Annotated in this window: 18 protein-coding genes and 1 tRNA gene; 7 read left to right on the plus strand and 12 right to left on the minus strand. The window is 72.7% G+C overall.

The genetic code is table 11. The features are described from left to right. Window positions 1-155: 155 nt before the first annotated feature. Window positions 156-458, minus strand: coding sequence for a hypothetical protein (locus tag ACQEVZ_RS23300; protein ID WP_344514187.1), 303 nt, complete (start codon window positions 456-458; stop codon window positions 156-158). A gap of 183 nt (window positions 459-641) precedes the next feature. Between ACQEVZ_RS23300 and ACQEVZ_RS23305 the strand changes: the two genes are divergently transcribed. Then, complete coding sequence (locus ACQEVZ_RS23305) at window positions 642-1,058, plus strand: hypothetical protein (protein ID WP_344514183.1); 417 nt, start codon at window positions 642-644, stop codon at window positions 1,056-1,058. 77 nt (window positions 1,059-1,135) lie between these two features. Here ACQEVZ_RS23305 and ACQEVZ_RS23310 read toward each other — a convergent pair. Continuing rightward, window positions 1,136-1,208: transfer RNA gene (locus tag ACQEVZ_RS23310), tRNA-Thr, on the minus strand. A 137-nt stretch (window positions 1,209-1,345) separates the two neighbouring features. Here ACQEVZ_RS23310 and ACQEVZ_RS23315 point away from each other — a divergent pair. Continuing rightward, the gene (locus ACQEVZ_RS23315) at window positions 1,346-3,085 is read left to right on the plus strand and encodes a metallophosphoesterase family protein (RefSeq protein ID WP_433376928.1); all 1,740 of its coding nucleotides are present in this window, start codon (window positions 1,346-1,348) and stop codon (window positions 3,083-3,085) included. A 69-nt stretch (window positions 3,086-3,154) separates the two neighbouring features. Here ACQEVZ_RS23315 and ACQEVZ_RS23320 read toward each other — a convergent pair whose 3' ends face one another. The 6 genes from ACQEVZ_RS23320 to tmk all read right to left on the minus strand — a co-directional run bounded on the left by ACQEVZ_RS23320 (window position 3,155) and on the right by tmk (window position 9,326). After that, entirely contained in the window at window positions 3,155-3,724 is a 570-nt protein-coding gene (locus tag ACQEVZ_RS23320) for a hypothetical protein (protein ID WP_433369840.1), read from the minus strand. Between the two features lie 18 nt (window positions 3,725-3,742). Further along, window positions 3,743-4,441 carry a hypothetical protein gene (locus tag ACQEVZ_RS23325; RefSeq protein WP_433369843.1) on the minus strand — a complete coding sequence of 233 codons (699 nt, stop codon included), beginning with the start codon at window positions 4,439-4,441 and terminating at the stop codon, window positions 3,743-3,745. A 190-nt stretch (window positions 4,442-4,631) separates the two neighbouring features. Next, on the minus strand, window positions 4,632-4,931 hold the full coding sequence (locus ACQEVZ_RS23330) for a hypothetical protein (RefSeq protein ID WP_344514175.1): 300 nt from the start codon (window positions 4,929-4,931) through the stop codon (window positions 4,632-4,634). Between the two features lie 32 nt (window positions 4,932-4,963). After that, window positions 4,964-5,278, minus strand: a complete 315-nt coding sequence (locus tag ACQEVZ_RS23335; protein ID WP_344514173.1) for a YbaB/EbfC family nucleoid-associated protein — start codon at window positions 5,276-5,278, stop codon at window positions 4,964-4,966. 82 nt (window positions 5,279-5,360) lie between these two features. Next, entirely contained in the window at window positions 5,361-6,566 is a 1,206-nt protein-coding gene (locus tag ACQEVZ_RS23340; protein ID WP_433369847.1) for a DNA polymerase III subunit delta', read from the minus strand. A gap of 609 nt (window positions 6,567-7,175) precedes the next feature. Continuing rightward, window positions 7,176-9,326: a dTMP kinase gene (gene tmk / locus ACQEVZ_RS23345; RefSeq protein WP_433376931.1), complete on the minus strand. Its 2,151-nt coding sequence runs from the start codon at window positions 9,324-9,326 to the stop codon at window positions 7,176-7,178. Window positions 9,327-9,498: 172 nt separating this feature from the next. Here tmk and ACQEVZ_RS23350 point away from each other — a divergent pair, with 172 nt between their 5' ends. The 5 genes from ACQEVZ_RS23350 to ACQEVZ_RS23370 are packed head-to-tail and all read left to right on the plus strand — an operon-like array spanning window position 9,499 to window position 13,392. Beyond that, window positions 9,499-10,707 carry an amino acid deaminase/aldolase gene (locus ACQEVZ_RS23350; RefSeq protein ID WP_360564269.1) on the plus strand — a complete coding sequence of 403 codons (1,209 nt, stop codon included), beginning with the start codon at window positions 9,499-9,501 and terminating at the stop codon, window positions 10,705-10,707. Between the two features lie 38 nt (window positions 10,708-10,745). Beyond that, a complete protein-coding gene (locus ACQEVZ_RS23355) occupies window positions 10,746-11,672 on the plus strand; it encodes an SAM-dependent methyltransferase (protein WP_433376934.1) in 927 nt (308 codons plus the stop codon). Window positions 11,673-11,703: 31 nt separating this feature from the next. Next, the gene (locus ACQEVZ_RS23360) at window positions 11,704-11,961 is read left to right on the plus strand and encodes a DUF6364 family protein (RefSeq protein WP_344514165.1); all 258 of its coding nucleotides are present in this window, start codon (window positions 11,704-11,706) and stop codon (window positions 11,959-11,961) included. Then, window positions 11,948-12,238: a type II toxin-antitoxin system PemK/MazF family toxin gene (locus tag ACQEVZ_RS23365; RefSeq protein WP_344514163.1), complete on the plus strand. Its 291-nt coding sequence runs from the start codon at window positions 11,948-11,950 to the stop codon at window positions 12,236-12,238. The genes ACQEVZ_RS23360 and ACQEVZ_RS23365 overlap by 14 nt, the downstream gene beginning before the upstream one ends. A 17-nt stretch (window positions 12,239-12,255) precedes the next feature. Beyond that, entirely contained in the window at window positions 12,256-13,392 is a 1,137-nt protein-coding gene (locus tag ACQEVZ_RS23370; protein WP_344514161.1) for an NADH-quinone oxidoreductase subunit D, read from the plus strand. Window positions 13,393-13,453: 61 nt separating this feature from the next. Here the strand turns inward: ACQEVZ_RS23370 and ACQEVZ_RS23375 are convergent, their stop codons facing one another. From ACQEVZ_RS23375 to ACQEVZ_RS23390, 4 genes are all read right to left on the minus strand, one after another. Beyond that, the gene (locus tag ACQEVZ_RS23375) at window positions 13,454-15,484 is read right to left on the minus strand and encodes a hypothetical protein (protein ID WP_433369852.1); all 2,031 of its coding nucleotides are present in this window, start codon (window positions 15,482-15,484) and stop codon (window positions 13,454-13,456) included. 94 nt (window positions 15,485-15,578) lie between these two features. Continuing rightward, a complete protein-coding gene (locus ACQEVZ_RS23380) occupies window positions 15,579-16,559 on the minus strand; it encodes a glycine betaine ABC transporter substrate-binding protein (protein ID WP_344514158.1) in 981 nt (326 codons plus the stop codon). Window positions 16,560-16,793: 234 nt separating this feature from the next. Then, window positions 16,794-17,465, minus strand: coding sequence for an ABC transporter permease (locus ACQEVZ_RS23385; RefSeq protein ID WP_433376937.1), 672 nt, complete (start codon window positions 17,463-17,465; stop codon window positions 16,794-16,796). Window positions 17,466-17,568: 103 nt separating this feature from the next. Beyond that, window positions 17,569-18,252: an ABC transporter permease gene (locus ACQEVZ_RS23390; protein ID WP_344514154.1), complete on the minus strand. Its 684-nt coding sequence runs from the start codon at window positions 18,250-18,252 to the stop codon at window positions 17,569-17,571. Window position 18,253: the final 1 nt, after the last annotated feature.

Below are 18,253 nucleotides of genomic sequence, written 5' to 3' on the forward strand. Positions count from 1 at the left end.
GCGTTTCGCAAGCAATGCCGCAACGTACCGGCGAGTATCTATTGACTGAAGGCGACGAACTGAATACGTTGCGTCATGCCTATCGGGTTTCTCCTGGAATCCAGGGCAGGAAGGCCCGAGGAGCACACCTCGGGCCTTCCTTCTGGCATCCCGGATCAGATGATGTGAATGCGCTCGATCTCGCCATTGGCATGCTGGACCCGCAGCACTCCTTCATTGCGGTCCATGATCTCCTGCACGATGGCGTAGATCTGCAGCGCCCGGTTGATCGTGTCGGTCTTGCTGTACCGCTCAGTGGAGCTGATCTGCTCCAGCGCCTTCATGGCCTGCTGGTTGAGGTTCACCGTCACTCGCGTGAGCCCATTGCCACCGCCGGCGCCCACCGGGTCACCCGGCCCCGGTATGTCGACGTCGTCATTGACGGCGGCCCGATGGTCAAGCGTGTCGGTTCTGCTCATAACTTCGCTCCTCCTGGTGAGCGTCGCCTCGGCATTGCGGCCGTCATCGTCGTCGCACCCGACTGGCGCCGGGCACTGGTCGCGGGCGCAGTCGCGGTCGCCACGGCGGTGCCCCTCGCCTTCCTGTTGATCCGCCGCCGCTCGAACTGACCCGAACCGACAGAACCGGAGGAGGAGCCGATCATGGCCGCAATGGAGTTCGACCTCAACGAGGTCCAGCTGGAGCTGCTCACCCAGTCGGGCCCGTTGGACCTCAACATGGACGTCATCCACCACGCACGCCAGTTGAACACCCTGACCTCGCAGATCCTGGCCCAGCGCGACCGCGACGAGTTCGAAGACGTGAACATGCTCGTGCACGAAGCGGACCGGCTCTACCAGAGCCTGCTGCGCGTCGCGGCGCGTCAGGCGGCGATCGACGAGCTCAAGGCGCACCGGCGGTCGATGCTCCACTCGCAGCACGTGGACCTGTCCAAGGACGTTCCCACCGCGGCGGCGCACGTCGGGCAGAACCGGATCATCGGGCCGAGCCGGGTCGAGCGCGGCCTGCACCGCTTCGGGTTCCACCCCCGCGAGCCCGAGATCTCCCTGGTCGCCTGAGCGCGTCCGCTTCCGGTTCTACGGCGGCATGCAAAGCGCCCCCCACCTACAGGTGGGGGGCGCTTCGACGTTGCCAGAGCCGCCTAACGGAATCGAACCGTTGACCTATTCATTACGAGTGAATCGCTCTGCCGACTGAGCTAAGGCGGCAACGATGACCAAGTGTACGGCACGCCCGGGGGGCGCGCGCGAGGGGTTATCCGGGTAACGTCCGGCGCGTGATCCCTGACGATCTGCCGGCCGCCCCCGGCGAGCTCACGGCACAGCCCGGCGACCCCATCCTGCCGATGCCCGAGACCGGGCCGCCGGTCGCGCGGGTCGGTGACCGGCCCGACGCGCTGGACCCCGACCAGATGGGGTTCACCCCGCGGCGGGCCGTGCCGTGGCTGAGCCCGGTGCTGCTCAGCGGCACCGCGGTGCGGGTGGTGCTGGCCGACCTGTTCGGGGCGTACCTGGACAAGCGCGAGCTGCAGGACTCGATGCCGGACCGGATCATGCGGGAGGCACCCGGGTACACCGGCTTCCTGAGCGCCGAGGACACCGACGACATCCCCGACGGGGAGCTGTGGGTGGACTACTGCGCCGACACCGGCGACGGGTTCAACGCCACCTACTCCGTGGCCTATCTGCTGGCGCAGCAGTCGCTGACGGTCGAGGGGCACGAACTGCCCCGCGGTGAGGTGCTCGTCCTCGGCGGCGACCAGGTCTACCCGACGGCGAGCGGCCAGCAGTACGAGGACCGCTTCAAGGGCCCGTTCCGCGCCGCGTTCCCCGACCCGCCCGCGGAGGGTCCCCGCCCCCGCATGTACGCGGTGCCCGGCAACCACGACTGGTACGACGGCCTGACCGCGTTCCTCCGCCTGTTCGTCCGCGGCGGCGAGGGCAAGATCGGCGGCTGGCAGACCCGCCAGTCGCGGTCGTACTTCGCGATCCAGCTGCCCAACCGGTGGTGGATCCTCGGCACGGACGTGCAGGCCGGCGCGTACATCGACGACCCGCAGCTGCGGTACTTCAACCGCGTCGCGGCCCGCCTCGGCCCCGGTGACAAGGTGATCATCTGCCCACCGGCGCCGAGCTGGGTGGAGGCGCAGGAGGACCGCAAGGCGTACGACAGCCTCGACTACTTCGTGCGGACCGTCATCGCCCCGACCGGCGCCGACGTGAAGCTGATGCTCTCCGGTGATCTGCATCACTACGCCCGGTACGAGGGCACCGACCGCCAGCTGATCACCTGCGGCGGCGGGGGCGCGTACCTGTACCCGACGCACGAGCTGCCGCCGCGGATCGAGGTGCCGCCCCGGCGCTCGCTGGTGCGCAACGCGAGCCCTTCGCAGTGGTTCGACTTCAAGGCGGCGTACCCGAGCAAGGCCCGGTCGCGGGCCCTCTCCCTCGGCGTCTTCTGGCGCGTGCCGTGGCGCAACCCCATGTTCCTCGGGCTGCTCGGCGTGCTGCAGACCCTGACGATGCTCGCCTTCGTCAACGCCGCCGACCGCGTCATCTCCGGCACCGAGCAGCGGCTCGTCACCATCCCCGCGTTCCTGATGGTGATGGTCGACGTGCTCAGTGGCTTCTTCCTCGCGATGCCGGGCGTCGCCGGGAAACGCAGACCCCGGCACTGGATTCTCGGCCTGGGGCACGGCGCCGCGTTCGTCGGCATCGCCGTGCTCGGCACGTGGGCGTGGCTCAACCTGCCGTTCGTCGACCAGCCGTGGCCGCTGCCGCTGCTCATCGCGATCGTGCTGTACTTCCCGCTGTCGTGTGTCGCGGCCGGCGAGCTCTTCGCGCTGTACCTGCTGATCGCCTCGAAGTTCGGCGTGAACGTCAACGAGCTGTTCGCCGGCCAGGGCATCACCGGCTACAAGGGCTTCCTCCGGATGCGGTTCGGCGCCGACGGCACCCTCACGATCTACCCCATCGGGGTGGACCGCACCGCCCGCCGCTGGAACGCGCAGCCGACCGGCTCCTGGTTCGCCCCGCGCAAGCCGATGGCCCTGCGCCTGATGGAGCCCCCGATCGAGCTGTCCTAGCCGCGGCCTTCATGGAGCCCTCGATCGAGCCGTCCTGGCCGGCCTCATGGAGCGCCCGATGAAGCTGTCCTAGCCGCCGAGGTACGCCAGCAGCCCCACCTCGGGCGCGAGCGCACCGGGCTGCCCGAGCGCGCGGAACTCCTCGGCGACGGCGGCCCGGTCCAGCACGCCGCTGCGGGCCGCCTGGTACCGCACGATCGAATACAGGAACACGTCGAGGTTGTCGAACTGGGTGTGCCCCTCGATGACCTGCTCCTCGTGGAACCAGACGGCGATCCTGCCGTTGGTCAGCATCACGTACAGGTTGCCGCCGCCGTCCGACGCGATCGACCACACGTCGTCGTCGGTGAGCCGGGTCGCGTAGTCCGAGTCGAGGATCTCGCACTCGTTCCCGGCGAAGTCGAACCCGTACGAATACCCGGACACGTCGACGACCCACGGCAGCGTCCCGGACCGCACCCGCCGGTCGAACGCCGCGAGCGCCACGGCCGCCTCCCGCGGGAGCCGCGCCAGGAACGGGTCCACCGGCCGGGTGTCCGCCGATACCTCGACCGGCGGCCGGTCCGGGAACCAGCGGACCAGGTCGCCCTCGAAGCCGTCGTCGCCGTATCCGGAGAGCTGCTCGACCGCGGTTGGCATGCGGCGATCGTAATGCCCCTACAACGTGACCCTGGTGGTCGGTGCCGCACCCCCGGCGGGCCCGGCCCCGGGCTCGCTGTAGCGCAGCTCTTCCAGGTCGGGCGCCCGGCGCGCCATCAGCTCGCGCGCTTCGGCGAACGCGTCCGCCGCCGGTTGCAGCACCCGCACCGCGATCCTCGCCGCCGCCTCCAGCACGTCCGCCGCCGGTGGCTCCTCCCTCAGTGCAGCCGGATCGACCTGCCGCAGCGTGACGGCCTCCGTGGAGCTCACGACCCGGGCGACCGCCTCGGCGAGCTCGCCCCGCAGCGCGTCGCACCAGTCGGCGAGCGCCTCGGCGTAAGTGGCCGTGGCGCGCAGCCTGCCGGTGATGGTGCCCGGGTCGCCGCCGTCGCCGATGTACGAGGCGAGCGCCCCCCACCGCACCGCGAACGCCTCGGCTCCCGTCCCCTCCCACACCCCCGCCAGGTCCACGGTGAGCTTGCCCTGCCGCCGCGCGAACCGGTCGGCGTCGGCCCGCAGCTGCGCCCCGGCGACCCGCAGCGGCTCGGCCCTGACCTTGAGCCCGAACTCCAGCACGTCCCCGGGCAGCGCCCCGACCCGCCGCAGCAGCTCCCAGACCGGGTCCCCGGCCGGCGCACCCCCGGCGATCAGCACTCTGTCGACCCGGCGCAGCAGGTCACCCCCGACCCCCGCCAACCGCTCAAGCGCGTCCATCATCGCGCCGCCGACCGATCCCCGGACGGGCAAGAGATGCGTCGACCCTGAGCGCTGGATGTCCCGGTGTCGCTGGCGGGGCCGTCCAGCGCCACGGTTTCCGTGGCGCGGTGGGCCGTCGGGGTGGTCGGTGAGGCCGGCCGGCCCGCGGCCCGGGTGCCCGGACGGGTCGGAGGTGCGGCGGCCCGGAGCATCAGGTGTCCCGGTGCTGGTGGCGGGCGTCGTGGTCGGCGGCGCGGTAGGACCGGGCGGCCTGGCGGAGCGCTTCGGCCGTCTCGGCGAGGCGGGCGCCGTGGGTCGAGGCCTCCCGGCCGCGGGCGGTCAGGGCCGTGGTCAGCGTGCGGTGCAGGGCGCGGCCGAGCTCGCCGGGGCCGCCCGGGGCGTCGCCGCCGAGCGGGCCGGAGCCGGGGTCGATGAGCGCCGTCGTGGTGCTGGTGGCGGCCAGCTCGTCGCCGGTGGCGTCGAGCCGGTTGGCCAGGTCGTCGAGTCGCATGCAGTCCCCCCGCTGGGTCGACGGTGTGCTGGTCAGGCCAGGGAGCGGTAGTCGCCGAACGTCTCGGCGTGCAGCTTCTTCCTCGCCCAGGCGGCGGCGTCGGTGGCGGCGGTGACAGCCGCGCGGACCGAGCGGGACACCTCGGCGCCCGTCTGCCCCCGCAGGTGGTCGATCCGCACGTCGCGGATCGTGCCGTCGGCGGTGACCACCACCTCGACCAGGCCGTCGGGCGAGCGCACACTCACCTCGACGGTCGTGACCGCCTTGTCGAACTCGGCGAGCAGCGCTTCGATGCGGCGGTAACGCTCCACCGCCTCCTCGATCCACGACTCGTCGATCTCGCGCATGTCGGCCCCTCCCCGGAGTGACCGTACGGCACCAGCGAGTGACACGAAACCCCGAACTCAGGCCTGTGGATAACCTCGCGCGTCAGCCCCGCCACAGCGCGAGCATCATCGCCTCGACGGCGATGCGGGGCTTGACGTTGGCCTCGATGGCGACGCGGCACTCCAGCACCGACTCCAGCCGCCGCAGCGTGCTCTCCGGCGCCCACTTCTGCGCGGCGGCCCCGGCGAGCTCGTCGGTGTCGCCGTGCACGGGCTCGACCCCCGCGCCGAACGTGTGCACCAGCACGTCCCGGTAGAACCCGGCGAGATCCACCAGCGCCCGGTCGAGCGCGTCGCGCTGGGCCCGGGTGGCGCGGGACTTCTGCCGCCGTTCGAGGTCCTTGAGCTGCCCGGCCGACCCGCGGACCGCCCCGGCGGCGCCCTTGCCCGTGCCGCCGGCGCCGAGCGCGGTCTCCAGCGCCGCCCGCTCGGCCGCGTCGGTTTCCAGTACCGACGCTGCCGCCTCCGCCTCGGCGGCCTCGATCAGTGCCGCGGCCGCGTCGAACGCCGCCCCGATGCCCGTCAGCCGCCGCGGCACGGCGAGCACCGCCTCGCGCCGGGCGCGGGCCTGCGGGTCCCGGGCCAGCCGGCGCGCCCGCCCCACATGCCCCTGCGCCGCGGCCGCCGCCCACGCCGCGGTCTGCTCGTCCAGCCCGTCCCGCCGCCGCAGCAGCCCGGCGATCGCGTCGGCCGGCGGCTGCCGCAGCGGCACGACCCTGCACCTGGACCGGATGGTGACCGAGATGTCGTCGGGATGGGTGCTGGGCGTGCACAGCAGGAACACGGTCCGCGGCGGCGGCTCCTCGATCGCCTTGAGCAACGCGTTGCCCGCCGCCTCGGTCAGCCGGTCCGCGTCCTCGACCAGCAGCACCTGCCAGCGCCCCTGCGTCGGCGAGCTGGCCGCCCGCAACACGAGCGCCCGCATCTCCCCGACCGCGATCGACAGCCCCTCCGGCACCACGAACCGTACGTCGGCGTGCGTGCCACCGAGGGTCGTGTGGCATGCCGTACACACGCCGCAACCACCATCAGGACACTGCAGTGCCGCGGCGAAGATGCGCGCCGCCACCGACCTGCCCGACCCGGGCGGCCCGGTGAACAGCCACGCATGCGTCATGCCCGCCTCGGGCACGCCCCCTTGGACGATCACCCCCGCGGCCGCGACCGCCCTGCTCAGCGTCGCGACCGCGTCCTCCTGCCCGACCAGCTCCGCGAAGATCGGCGGAGCCGTGCCGACCTCAGACCTCATGCCCACGCCTCCCCCCGACCGCCGGAGCGATCTCCAGCCGACCCACCACCCCGCGCGCGATGGCCAAACGGCCGGCAACGGACGGGCGCAGGCGACCACCCCGCAGCCGCTCGCCCGCCACCCGACGAGCGTCACTCGCCAGTCGGCCGCCTGCAACACCGCCGCCCGGACGAGCACCACTCAGCAGAGGGTCGCGGACAGCACCCACCCCCGCAGAGGTGCCCGCGCCGACATCCAGCGGACGGTGCATGGTGACAGGGCTCAAACCCGCGCCGACCGTCCTCTCACGAAATCCCGGCCAGGCCGATCGGCGCGGCACGCCGACGCACGACGCACGGCCGCTCCGCCCAGCGGTCCTGAGTGCACCGCCGTCCGGAAACCTGTCGGCCTTCACGCCCGCGCTCGGCACACCGCCGTCCGTGCCCGCGTGCAGCACGTCGACGTCGGACACGGTGGCGCCGGGCATGGCAGCCTTCAGCGCGGCGGCGGACGGGAGGCAGGCGCCAGGTGGAGGGCGCAGGTGGTCGGTGCTCGGGAGGACGTCGCCCCGGGCGCCGGCGCCGGCCCGGAGGCCAGCGGGCAACGGGCGGGGCGGGGCGGCGTCGGGGGTCATACCCGGGTCTCCCGGCCTCCGCCGGGGGCGTCCTTGTCCAGGTCGACGGGCGGGAGGTCGGTCAGCTCGTCGCCGGTGAGCATGGTGACGGTGTCGGCCGCGTCCTCGAGGGCTTCCTCGATGGCCTCCTCCAGGTCGAACTCCTCCTCGGCGGGCATCAGGTGCCGGACCCGCTGCAGGACGCCGGCGGCCAGGGCCTCGGGTGGCATGGAGGCGTCGAGGACCAGGTAGCGGCTCGGGTCGGCGGCGGCCAGGTCGAGGAACGCGTAGCGGACCCGCTCGTGAAAGGCGAGCGACTCGCTCTCCAGCCGGTCGGCCTCGCCGCGGCGGCCGGCCCTGGCGAGGCCGATCGAGGGCTCCAGGTCGAGCAGGACCACCAGGTCGGGCTTGAGGCCGCCGGTCGCCCACTTCGACAGCCAGGAGACCTCGTCGACCGGGAGGGTGCGGCCGGCCCCCTGGTAGGCCAGGGACGAGTCGACGTAGCGGTCGCTGACGACGACGGCGCCGCGGGTGAGCGCGGGGCGCACGACGGAGGCGACGTGGTGGGCGCGGTCGGCGGCGTAGAGCAGGGCCTCCGCGCGGGGCGTGACGACCTCGCCGGTGACCTCCGGCGGGTCGAGCACGAGGCTGCGGATCCGGGCGCCGAGCGCGGTGGCGCCCGGCTCGCGGGTGACGACGACGTCGCGGCCGAGCTTCCGCAGCGCCTCGGCGAGGTGCTTGACCTGGGTGGACTTGCCGGCGCCCTCGCCGCCCTCGAAGACGATGAAGAGCCCGCTGGCGGCCTTCGGCTCGTCGGGGCTGAGCGGGCGGCCGCGGATCGAGCCGAGGACGTCGGCCAGGAGCGGCACGCCCTTCTTGTCGTCCATCTGGCGCAGCGCCACGATGCCGGCCATGACGCCCAGGACGCCGGCGACGGCGAGCAGCGGCCGGGTGCTGGAGATCTCCACGGACGTGAAGCCGAGGCTGAGGTGGCGCGACCCGCCGGCGCCGACGATGACGCTGGACAGCGAGATGGTGAGCATGAGCACGACGCGGGTGCCGGTCTGCACGAAGGCGAACGCCCGGCCGCGCATGTCGTCGGACACCTCGCTGCCGAGCAGCGTGGTGCCGGACAGGAACGCCATGCCCGCGCCGACGCCGACGAGCAGCGCGCCGCCGACGGCGACCGCGAGGTGGGTGGCGAGGGCCAGGATGAGCACGGAGCCGGCGGCCAGGATGATCGACAAGCCGAACCAGCGGCGCCGGGACAGCGCGCCGACGATCCGCGGGCCGGCCGCGATGCCGACCCCGAGACCGAGGAAGAGCGTGGCGAAGAGCAGGGCGAAGGCGGCGTCGCCGGCGCTGAGCGACACGGCGTAGAACTTCGCGGTGCCGACGACCACGCCGCCGCCGGCGAAGGCGCCGAAGATGCCCAGCACCAGGCCGCGGACCAGCGGGGTGCGCCGGACGAACGCCCAGCCCTGCACGAACTCCTTGAGCATCCCCGGCTTGTGCTCGACGGCCGCGGTGCGACGGCCGCTGATCTCCTTGATGCCGAAGAACACGGTGACGGCGGTGGCCAGGAACGTCAGCGAGTTGAACCACAGCGCGACGTCGCTCGGCTCGGCGCCCCTCGGGCGGCCCTCGGCCCCGAACACGAGGACGACGAGCTGCTCCAGGCCGATCAGCACGAGCCCGGCGAGCACCGGCGTGATGCCATAGGTGGTGGCGAGGGTCAGCTGGTTGGCCGTCTCGAGCCGGGCGCGGGGCAGCAGGTTGGGCACCGCCGCTTCCTTCGCCGGGGTCCAGATCATCGCGGTGGTCTCGATGATGAACGTGGCGATCGCGGTCCAGCCGATCACCAGCGCGGGGTCGTCGAGGATCAGCGCGGACGCCGGGATCGAGGCGAAGAACAGGAAGCGGACCAGGTCGCAGGCGACCATCGTGAGCCGCCGGTCGAACCGGTCGGCGAAGACCCCCGCCACCGGTCCGAGGATCAGCGCGGGCAGGAGGCGCACGGCGATGACCGAGCCGAACGCCGCACCCTGGGCCGCCGAGTTGGACACCTGCGAGGCGGCGAACGTCGCCGCGGCGAGGAGGCCGAGCCAGTCGCCCAGGGACGAGAGCCCCAGGACGGCCCACAACCGGCGGAACGCCCGGATGCGCAGGACCGCCTTGAGCTCCCCGAAGCCGGACAGGTCGCTGCTCGCGATGGCGGCACCTCCTCAACTAGGACGCCTACTGTAACCACGCTACCGGTCCCCAGATGTCGCCCCGGTGTCGGCCGACGCGCGGACGCGAGGTTCTTTCATATTCATCACCGACTCGGTACGGTGAGTCGTGACCAGCTCACGTGCCGCCCAGCGGGCCCGCTACGACCGGGCGACCGCGGATCTCGACCCGCCGTTCGCGATCGTCGACCTTGACGCGTTCGACGCCAACAGCGCCGCGATGCTCGGCCGCGCCGCCGGCAAGCCGCTGCGGATGCCCAGCAAGTCGGTGCGGGTCCGCGCCCTGATGGACCGGGCGCTCGCCCAGCCCGGCTGGCAGGGCGTCATGGCGTTCACGCTGCCGGAGGCCATCTGGCTGGCGGAGCAGGGCACGTCCGGGGACATCCTGGTGGCGTACCCGACGGCGGACCGCGCCGCGCTGCACCGGCTCGCCACCGACGAGAAGCTCGCCGCGACCGTCACGGTCATGGTCGACAGCACCGCCCAGCTCGACCTGGTCGACTCGGTCATCCCGGCCGGCGAGCGGGCCGGCGCCGTGCGCGTGTGCATCGACCTGGACGCCTCCTGGCGGCCGATGAGCAGCGTGCACATCGGGGTGCGCCGCTCCCCGGTCCACAGCGCCCGCCAGGCCGGTGAGCTCGCCGCCGCGATCGCCGGCCGGGCGGGATTCAGGCTGGTGGGGCTCATGTCCTACGAGGCGCAGATCGCCGGCCTCGGCGACGCCCCACCCGGACGGCCCGTGCGCGGGGCGCTGATCCGCATGATCCAGTCGCGCTCGTTCCCGGAGCTGCTCGCCCGGCGGGCCGCGGTCGTCGCCGAGGTGCGGCGCCACGCCGACCTCGAGTTCGTCAATGGTGGCGGGACCGGCAGCGTCCAGGCCACCGCGCAGGACCCCTCGGTCACCGAGGTCGCCGCCGGATCCGGCCTGTTCGGGCCGTGGCTGTTCGACTCGTACCGCCGCTGGCGCCCCCAACCGGCGGCGTTCTTCGCCATGTCGGTCGTGCGCAGGCCGAACCAGCAGGTCGCGACCGTGCTCGGCGGCGGCTGGATCGCGTCCGGGGAGACCTCGCCGGCCCGCCAGCCGCAGCCGTGGCTGCCGGAGGGCCTCAAACTGATCGGCACCGAGGGCGCCGGCGAGGTGCAGACCCCGCTCATCGGCCCCGGCGCGGCCGGCCTGCGCCTCGGCGAGCGCGTCTACTTCCGCCACGCCAAGGCCGGCGAGCTGTGCGAGCACGTCAACGAGGTGCACCTCGTCTCCGGCGACACGATCGTCGACACCGTGCCGACGTACCGGGGAGAAGGCAAAGTGTTCCTGTGAACCAGCGGAACGCCGGAGCCGTGCGGTGGCGGGCGGCGATGGAGCGGGCGCTCTACGGCGACGGCGGGTTCTTCCGCGCGGAAGCCGGTCCGGCCGCGCACTTCAGGACCAGCGCGCACGCGTCGCCGCTCTTCGCCGGGGCGATCGCCACGCTGCTGGAGCGCGTCGACGAGGCCCTCGACCACCCGGCCCGGCTCGACCTCGTCGACGTCGGCGCCGGCCGCGGCGAGCTGCTGCGCGGCATCCTCGCCGCCCTGCCGCCCGCGGTCGCCGCCCGGGTCGCGGCCGTCGGCGTCGAGGTCGCGCCCCGCCCCGAGCACCTGCCCCCCACGATCGGGTGGACTTCCGCGATCCCCTCCGGCATCACCGGCCTTCTGGTGGCGACCGAATGGCTCGACAACATCCCCGTCGAGGTCGTGGAGCTCGATTCGACGTTGCGGCCACGGTACTGGCGCAGCACGCCCGACGGCACCCTGACGCTCGACGAGTCGCCGCTGGAACCCGATGACGCCCGATGGCTGGCCGACTGGTGGCCCCTCGCAGGGTTACCGGAGGGTGCCCGCGCCGAGGTGGGCGCCCCGCGCGACGAGGCCTGGGCGGCGGCCACGGCCAGCGTGGCGCGCGGGATGGCGCTCGCCGTCGACTACGGGCACCTCGCCGGGGACCGCCCGCTGTTCGGCACGCTCACCGGCTTCCGGGACGGCCGGGAGACCGCACCCGTGCCCGACGGGTCGTGTGATCTGACGATCGCGGTGGCGTTGGACTCGCTGGGCGTACACCACCTGCTGACGACACAGCGAGAGGCGTTGCGCCTGCTCGGGGTGGACGGCCGGCGCCCGCCGCTGGCGCTCGCCTCGACCGACCCGGCCGGCTACGTGCGGGCCCTGGCACGGGCCGGGCAGGCGGCCGAGCTGACCGACCCCGCCGGCCTCGGCGGCCATCATTGGGTCATGTACTGGGTATGAACATCGGTCATACCGGGGGTACGCTAGGGGCATGACGGCCAAGGTGACGTTGTCGTTCTCCGACCAGACCATCGCCGACGCCCGGCACTGGGCCGAGCGCGACGGCGTGTCGCTCAGCGCGTGGATCGACCGGGCCGCGCAGGAGCGCGCGCTGCGTGAGATCTTCACCGCGCACGCCGAGGCGGTGCGCCGCGCCAAACCCGACCTGGAGCGGGCCGCGCTCGCCGACGAGGAAGAGATCGCCATGGTCGACGCGGAGCTGTTCAGCGGGCGCCGTGCGGCGCGGTGAGGTCTGGCTGATCAAGGGCGCCCGCGAGCGCCTCGGACTGATCATCAGCTCCGACGTCTTCAACGGCACCGACGTGCCCGTCGTCATCGTCGCCGAGGTCACCGACCAGGAGGAGCTGCGCGACTCGCCGCTCGCCGTCGAGCTCGACGACCTGGTCGTCATGCCCGACCGGATCTCCTCGCCGCTGAAGCGCTGGTTCGTCGAGCGGGTCGCCGTGGCCGACACCGCCACGATGCACAACGTCTCGCGCGCGCTGCGGATCCTGCAGGATCTGTAGGGCCTTAGGGTTACGGTATGACCTCCGAGTTGACGGTCGGCACCGGGGCGGGCCTCGACACCGCCGACATGGTGCTCAACATCGGCCCGCAGCACCCCTCCACCCACGGCGTGCTGCGTCTGAAGCTCGTCCTCGACGGCGAGCGGGTCCTGAGCGCCGAGCCGATCATCGGCTACATGCACCGCGGCGCGGAGAAGCTCTTCGAGGTCCGCGACTACCGGCAGATCATCATGCTGGCCAACCGGCACGACTGGCTGTCTGCGTTCTGCAACGAGCTCGGCGTCGCCCTCGCCGTCGAGCGCCTCATGGGCATCGAGGTCCCCGAGCGCGCCACCTGGCTGCGCACCGCCCTCGCCGAGCTCAACCGGGTCCTCAACCACCTGATGTTCCTCGGCTCCTACCCGTTGGAGATCGGCGCGATCACGCCGGTCTTCTACGCCTTCCGCGAGCGCGAGACCATCCAGACCGTGCTCGAGGAGGCGTCCGGCGGGCGGATGCACTACATGTACAACCGCGTCGGCGGCCTCAAGGAGGAGGTCCCGGCCGGCTGGACCACCCGCGCCCGCGCCGCGATCGACCAGGTCCGCCGCCGCATGCCCGACCTGGACAACCTGATCCGCCGCAACGAGATCTTCCTCGCCCGCACCGTCGGCGTCGGCGTCCTGTCCGCCGCCGACGCCGCCGCGTATGGCGCCTCCGGCCCGGTCGCCCGCGCCTCCGGCCTGGACTTCGACCTGCGCCGCGACGAGCCGTACCTGGCCTACGGCGCCCTGGACGTCCCCGTCGTCACCCGCACCACCGGCGACTGCCACGCCCGCTTCGAGGTGCTCCTGGACCAGGTGTACGCGTCGCTGGACCTGGCGCAGGCGTGCCTCGACGAGGTCGACAAGCTCACCGGCCCCGTCAACGTCCGCCTGCCGAAGGTCGTGAAGGCGCCGGAGGGCCACACCTACGCCTGGACCGAGAACCCGCTCGGCATCAACGGCTACTACCTGGTCTCCCGCGGCGAGAAGACCCCGTGGCGCCTGAAGCTGCGCACCGCGTCCTACTCCAACGTCCAGGCCCTGTCGAAGCTCCTGCCGGGCACGCTGGTCCCCGACCTGATCGCCATCCTCGGCTCGATGTTCTTCGTCGTCGGCGACGTCGACAAATAGCGGAGCTGTTCACTCGTATCCGTCAGGGCGGTGCCCGCCGCCTCCGGTCCGCAGCCGCGGGTCAGCGCCAGCGGTCGTCGTCGCCTTCGAAGTCGACGATCTGGCGGGCGGAGCGGGGGCGGGAGTCGTCGCGGGAGCCGTTCCAGCCGTAGTCATCGTCGTCGTCGTGGCGGGCACGGCGGGAGACGCGCTCGTCGTCGCGGGCGGGGCCGGGGTCCTGCCAGCGGGAGGCCGGGGACGCCGGGAGGGCGGCCTGGGTGGCGCCGATGGCGGGGCGGCGGACCTCCGACCAGCGGGTGGTGCCGGTGTCGTCGCGGCGGGCTTCCTCGTAGCTGGACTCGGACCACTGGACGTCGGCGCCGTGCTGGCGTTCGCGCTCGCGGCGGGCCTCGGACCTGCGGGGGCTCTCGCGGCGGGGCTCGTCGTCGTCGGGCTCGGGCACGTACTCCTCGTGGCGCACGGACGCCCACCGGTCCTCGATCCGGACGTGGGTGCCGGTCTCGTCGGCGTGGACCGCGGCGCGGCGCTCGCCGACGCGGAGCTCCCGGCCGCCGTGCTCGTCGCTGTGCACCGACGCCCACCGGTCCGTCGTCCGGACGCCGGTCACGCTGCCGGCGTCGTCGTCCGGGTCGTACGCGCGGCGGCGCCCACCGGCGCGCACCACCTCACCGGAGTCGTCGGCGTGCGCCATCCGGTCGCGCAGGAGCTGCTCGGTCCAGGACGGCTCGCGGGGTTCCTCGCGCGGGGTCTCGGTGCGCTCGATCCACTCCGAGCGCTCGCTCCGCTCGGTCCACTCGGAGCGCTCCGACCGCTCGGTGCGGCTGACCCGTTCGGCGCCCCGGCCCCGGTCGGCACGGTCGGCACGGTCGGGCTGGTCGTCCCGGTTTCCGCGGTCGGTGTGCTCACCACGCCCGCCGCGGTCGGCGTGGTGACCCCGGCTCCGGTCGGAGTCCCAGTCACGGTCCCTGTCGCGGTCCCGGTCACGCTCTGCGTCGGACCACTCGCCACGCCTGCCGCGGCCCTCGCCGCCGCCGTCCCAGTCACCGCGCCCGCCACGATCGGCCCGGCCCGCGCGGCCGGCTGCCTCGCCGCGCTCCGACCACTCGCCACGGCCCGCGCGATCGCCCCGGCCCGGGTCGCCGTCGCGGGAGGACCACTCGCCGCGGTGATCGGCCCGGTGCCCGGCCCGGTCGGCCCGGTCCGTCCGGTCCGCGCGGTCGTCGTCGCCGTCGCGGGAAGCCCACTCGCCGCGGCTGCCGTCACCGTCACGGGAAGCCCACTCACCACGGCCGCCGTCACCGTCACGGGAGGACCGGCCCGCGTCGCCGTCGCGGGGGGACCAGTCGCCGTGGCTCGCGCGGCCGCGGTCGGGCGCGCCCGACCGCCCGCCACGCTCGGGAGCCTCGCTCCAGTGCCCGGTGCCGTCCACGACCCGGCCGGTCTCGTGCCAGTCGGCGTCGCGGTCGGAGACCCGCTCCGACACGCGCTCCGACACCGGGCGGCGCTGCTGCGGGATCTCGACGGGGCGGGCGCCGTACACGGTGCCGTCGCGCCGCTGGTCGGTCGGGTCGACGACCATCGTCTTGGTGGTGACCTGCACGGTCTCGGTGTGCCGGAGCACGCCCTGCGGGACCGCGGCGGAGCCGACCGGCTGCGGGCCGCCGTGCTGCGCGGCCGCCGCCTGCTGAGCGGCCCGCGTCGCACGCTCCAGCTGGCCGCGCATCATGTCGACCTGGTTGCGCAGCGCGTCGACGGTCTCGTGCAGCACGCCGATGCGCTCGACGAGCTGACCGTGCGTGGCGCGCGCCGCGTGGGTGATGTCGCCGCGGATCTCGTCGCGGAGCGTGTCCATCTCCTCGAAGACCGCCTCCTCGACCTCGCTGCGCACGTTGTCGTTGTCGGGGCGCAACGCGATCGACAGGCCGATGAGCACGACGACGCCGACGGCGAGCACCGCGGCGAGCTGCAGGACGAACCCGCCGCCGACCAGCAGCAACAGTGCCGCCAGCGGAGCCAGGCCGACGCCGGCCCAGAAGAGGATCTGGAGCAGCTTCGCGCTCGGCCGTCCTCCGGTGGTCTCCGCGGCTGGCATGAGCAGAGACCTTACCTACTCTTCAGGGCAAGCGAAATGCCCGCCCTGGAAGGCCAGGACGGGCATCCGCCAACTACCGTGCGTATCGGAGGAGCTAGCCGAGCGAGCCGTCCGAGGAGAAGACGAGCGCGATCGTGGCCGTGCCCTTCTTCAGCGCGTCGAGGCTCTGCGGGCCGCCCGCGTCGAGGCTGACGAACTTGCCGAACTGGATGCTGTAGGTCTTCTCCAGGCCGGGCTGGCAGAACGGCCGCTGCGGGCACTCGGCCGGACCGCCGAGGACGGTGTCCTTGCCGGAGCACTTGGCGGCGAAGTCGCTGAGCGTCTTCACCCCGTTCTTGTCGGCGAATGCGGTGGTGACCGCGAACGCGTTCTGGTCGGCCGCCTTCGACGCCTTGCCGAAGGACAGGCCGGCCTTGCCGCCGATCTCCTTGAGCGCGGTGACGGTCTTGTCGACGTCACCCGAGGCCAGCGTCTTGGCGTCCTTGCCGTTGACCTGCCCGTTGATGAACTCGGTCAGCGTGCCGGCGTACTCCGGGATGACCTGGATGTCGCCCTTGGTCAGCTGGCCGTAGTAGACCTCGCGCTTGCCGATGGTCTGGACGGTCGCGTCGTAGCCGGCGGCGTCGAGGACGATCTCGTAGAGCGCGCCGAGCGTGGCGCTCTCCGCGAAGTCGGCGGCGCCGATCTTGATCGCCCCGCCCTTGCCCTTCTCGATGCCGGTGGTGAGGTTCTCGGCCTTGGCGAAGTCCTCCGCCGCGACCTTGGACGTCTTGCGGTCCACGACGACCGCCTTGTTGAGCTGGATCAGCTTCTCCGTGGTGAGCGCGTCGGAGACCTTGTCCAGCGCCGCGACGAGGGCCGGGTCGGCGGCCTTCGTGTTGATCGCGGCGATGATGTTGTCCGCCGTCTGCAGTTGCTTGTCGTCGGTGAGGACGACGAGCTTGTCCCCGGCGACAGGGGCACAGCCGGCCCCGCTCACACTCGCCGGCGCCTTGGTGCCCGAGGAGCCCTCCTCGCCGCAGGCCGCGAGGCCCACGGTGGCGAGGCCCAGCAGGACCCCGAGCGTGGCGCGCATGGCAGTTCGCAAAATGGCCCGCCTTCCGTGTCCCGGCGCGATCACTGTGACCGGCCGCGTGTCCGACGGACGGCGCTATCGGCTTGAAGCCCGCCCGCTACTTGAATAGGCAACTCTGGCTATGGGAAATCGGCAACCGCAACCAGGCACGGTTTCGTAACGACCCGTCACGGAGCGACCTTCACCGCTGCCCCGGCCGCCGCCGCACCCCTGGTGACCGGCCTTCTGGACCGGTCACGCCCGGCCTGCGGCCTGCCGCAGCACCTTGGGTGTGACCTTGCGCTCCACCAGGGCCATCAGCCCGTCGATCAGCAGCGCGAGCAGGGCCACGAGGACCGCGCCGGCGAGGATCTGGGCGTCGCCGCGGCCCGGGCCGAGACCGAAGCCGGCGGAGATGATGTTGCCGAGGCCGCCGCCGTTGACGAGGGTCGCGAGGGTGGCGGTGGCGACGACCTGGGTGGTCGCGATGCGCAGGCCCGTCGCGAGGTAGGGCACCGCGAGCGGCAGCTCGACCCGCATCAGCATCTGCGCGGACGTCAGGCCCATGCCCCTGCCCGCGTCGCGGACCTCCTCGTCGATCTCGCGCATGCCGGTGTACGCGTTGGCGAGCAGCGGCGGCAGGCAGAACACGGTCAGCGCGACCACCACGGCCGGCTTGCCGATGCCGAGCGGGCTGAGCGACAGGATCGTCAGCAGCGCGATGACGGGCATCGCCTGCGTGATGTTGGACAGGATGACGACCACGCCCGACCCGGCGCCGCGCCGCCCGAGCCAGATCCCGATCGGCCAGGCGACCAGGCTGCCGAAGAGCACCGACAGGAACGAGATCTCCAGGTGCTCCTGCAGGCGCACCAGTACCCCGTCGGGATTGGTCCAGTTCAGCGGATCGTTGAACCAGTTGATCATGTCGTTGATGGCGCTCACGCCGTCACCTCCGCTGCGCTCCGGCGCCGGCCTGAGCCAAACCCTGCAATCCTGATTCGCAGCCCTCCGCTGCGCTCCGGGCCGCTCATGCCTTGCTCCTCCTGGTCCACGGGGTGAGGGCCCGGGTCAGCGCGACCAGGAGCAGGTCGAGCACCAGGGCGAGCAGCACGCAGACGAGCGCGGCGGTGGCGATCTGCGCCTTGTAGAAGTTGTTGCGGAAGCCGCTGAGGATCAGCGCGCCGAGGCCGCCCTGCGAGCCGACGGCCGCGCCGACAGTGACCAACGCCACTGTCGAGACCGTCGCGAGCCGCAGCCCGGTCAGGATCGCGGGCAGGGCGAGGGGGAGCTCGACGCGCAGCAGGCGGGCGCCCCGGCCGTAGCCCATCGCGGTGGCGGCTTCGCGCACGTCGCCCGGCACCTGCTGCAGTCCGGTGAGCGAGTTGCGGATGATGACGATCAGCGCGTACATCACCAGCGCCACGACGACCGGAGTGCGTCCCGTGCCCAGGAACGGCGCGAGGAAGGCCAGCAGCGCCAGCGACGGAATCGTGTAAAGCACGCTGGCTGATGTCAGAATCGGCGTGGCGAGCGGGCGCACCCAGTAGGCCAGCACCGCCAGCGGCACCGCGATGGCCACCGCGATCGCGACCGACCACACGGTGATGGCCACGTGATCCAGCAGCGCGTCGCGGATCGTGTCGGCGTTGTCCCGGACATAGCTCCAGGAGAACCAGGGGTTGCCCGCCTCACCGCGAGCCAGGAAGGACATG

This window comes from Dactylosporangium sp. CA-152071, from assembly GCF_050936335.1.
GTDB lineage: Bacteria > Actinomycetota > Actinomycetes > Mycobacteriales > Micromonosporaceae > Dactylosporangium > Dactylosporangium maewongense.

Bases quoted from the DNA above. Each gene is read 5' to 3' on its own strand.
- ACQEVZ_RS23300 (WP_344514187.1), bottom strand. From the start codon at position 458: ATGAGCAGAACCGACACGCTTGACCATCGGGCCGCCGTCAATGACGAC.
- ACQEVZ_RS23305 (WP_344514183.1), top strand. From the start codon at position 642: ATGGCCGCAATGGAGTTCGACCTCAACGAGGTCCAGCTGGAGCTGCTC.
- ACQEVZ_RS23315 (WP_433376928.1), top strand. From the start codon at position 1,346: ATGCCCGAGACCGGGCCGCCGGTCGCGCGGGTCGGTGACCGGCCCGAC.
- ACQEVZ_RS23320 (WP_433369840.1), bottom strand. From the start codon at position 3,724: ATGCCAACCGCGGTCGAGCAGCTCTCCGGATACGGCGACGACGGCTTC.
- ACQEVZ_RS23325 (WP_433369843.1), bottom strand. From the start codon at position 4,441: ATGATGGACGCGCTTGAGCGGTTGGCGGGGGTCGGGGGTGACCTGCTG.
- ACQEVZ_RS23330 (WP_344514175.1), bottom strand. From the start codon at position 4,931: ATGCGACTCGACGACCTGGCCAACCGGCTCGACGCCACCGGCGACGAG.
- ACQEVZ_RS23335 (WP_344514173.1), bottom strand. From the start codon at position 5,278: ATGCGCGAGATCGACGAGTCGTGGATCGAGGAGGCGGTGGAGCGTTAC.
- ACQEVZ_RS23340 (WP_433369847.1), bottom strand. From the start codon at position 6,566: ATGAGGTCTGAGGTCGGCACGGCTCCGCCGATCTTCGCGGAGCTGGTC.
- ACQEVZ_RS23355 (WP_433376934.1), top strand. From the start codon at position 10,746: ATGGAGCGGGCGCTCTACGGCGACGGCGGGTTCTTCCGCGCGGAAGCC.
- ACQEVZ_RS23360 (WP_344514165.1), top strand. From the start codon at position 11,704: ATGACGGCCAAGGTGACGTTGTCGTTCTCCGACCAGACCATCGCCGAC.
- ACQEVZ_RS23370 (WP_344514161.1), top strand. From the start codon at position 12,256: ATGACCTCCGAGTTGACGGTCGGCACCGGGGCGGGCCTCGACACCGCC.
- ACQEVZ_RS23375 (WP_433369852.1), bottom strand. From the start codon at position 15,484: ATGCCAGCCGCGGAGACCACCGGAGGACGGCCGAGCGCGAAGCTGCTC.
- ACQEVZ_RS23380 (WP_344514158.1), bottom strand. From the start codon at position 16,559: ATGCGCGCCACGCTCGGGGTCCTGCTGGGCCTCGCCACCGTGGGCCTC.
- ACQEVZ_RS23385 (WP_433376937.1), bottom strand. From the start codon at position 17,465: ATGATCAACTGGTTCAACGATCCGCTGAACTGGACCAATCCCGACGGG.
- ACQEVZ_RS23390 (WP_344514154.1), bottom strand. From the start codon at position 18,252: ATGTCCTTCCTGGCTCGCGGTGAGGCGGGCAACCCCTGGTTCTCCTGG.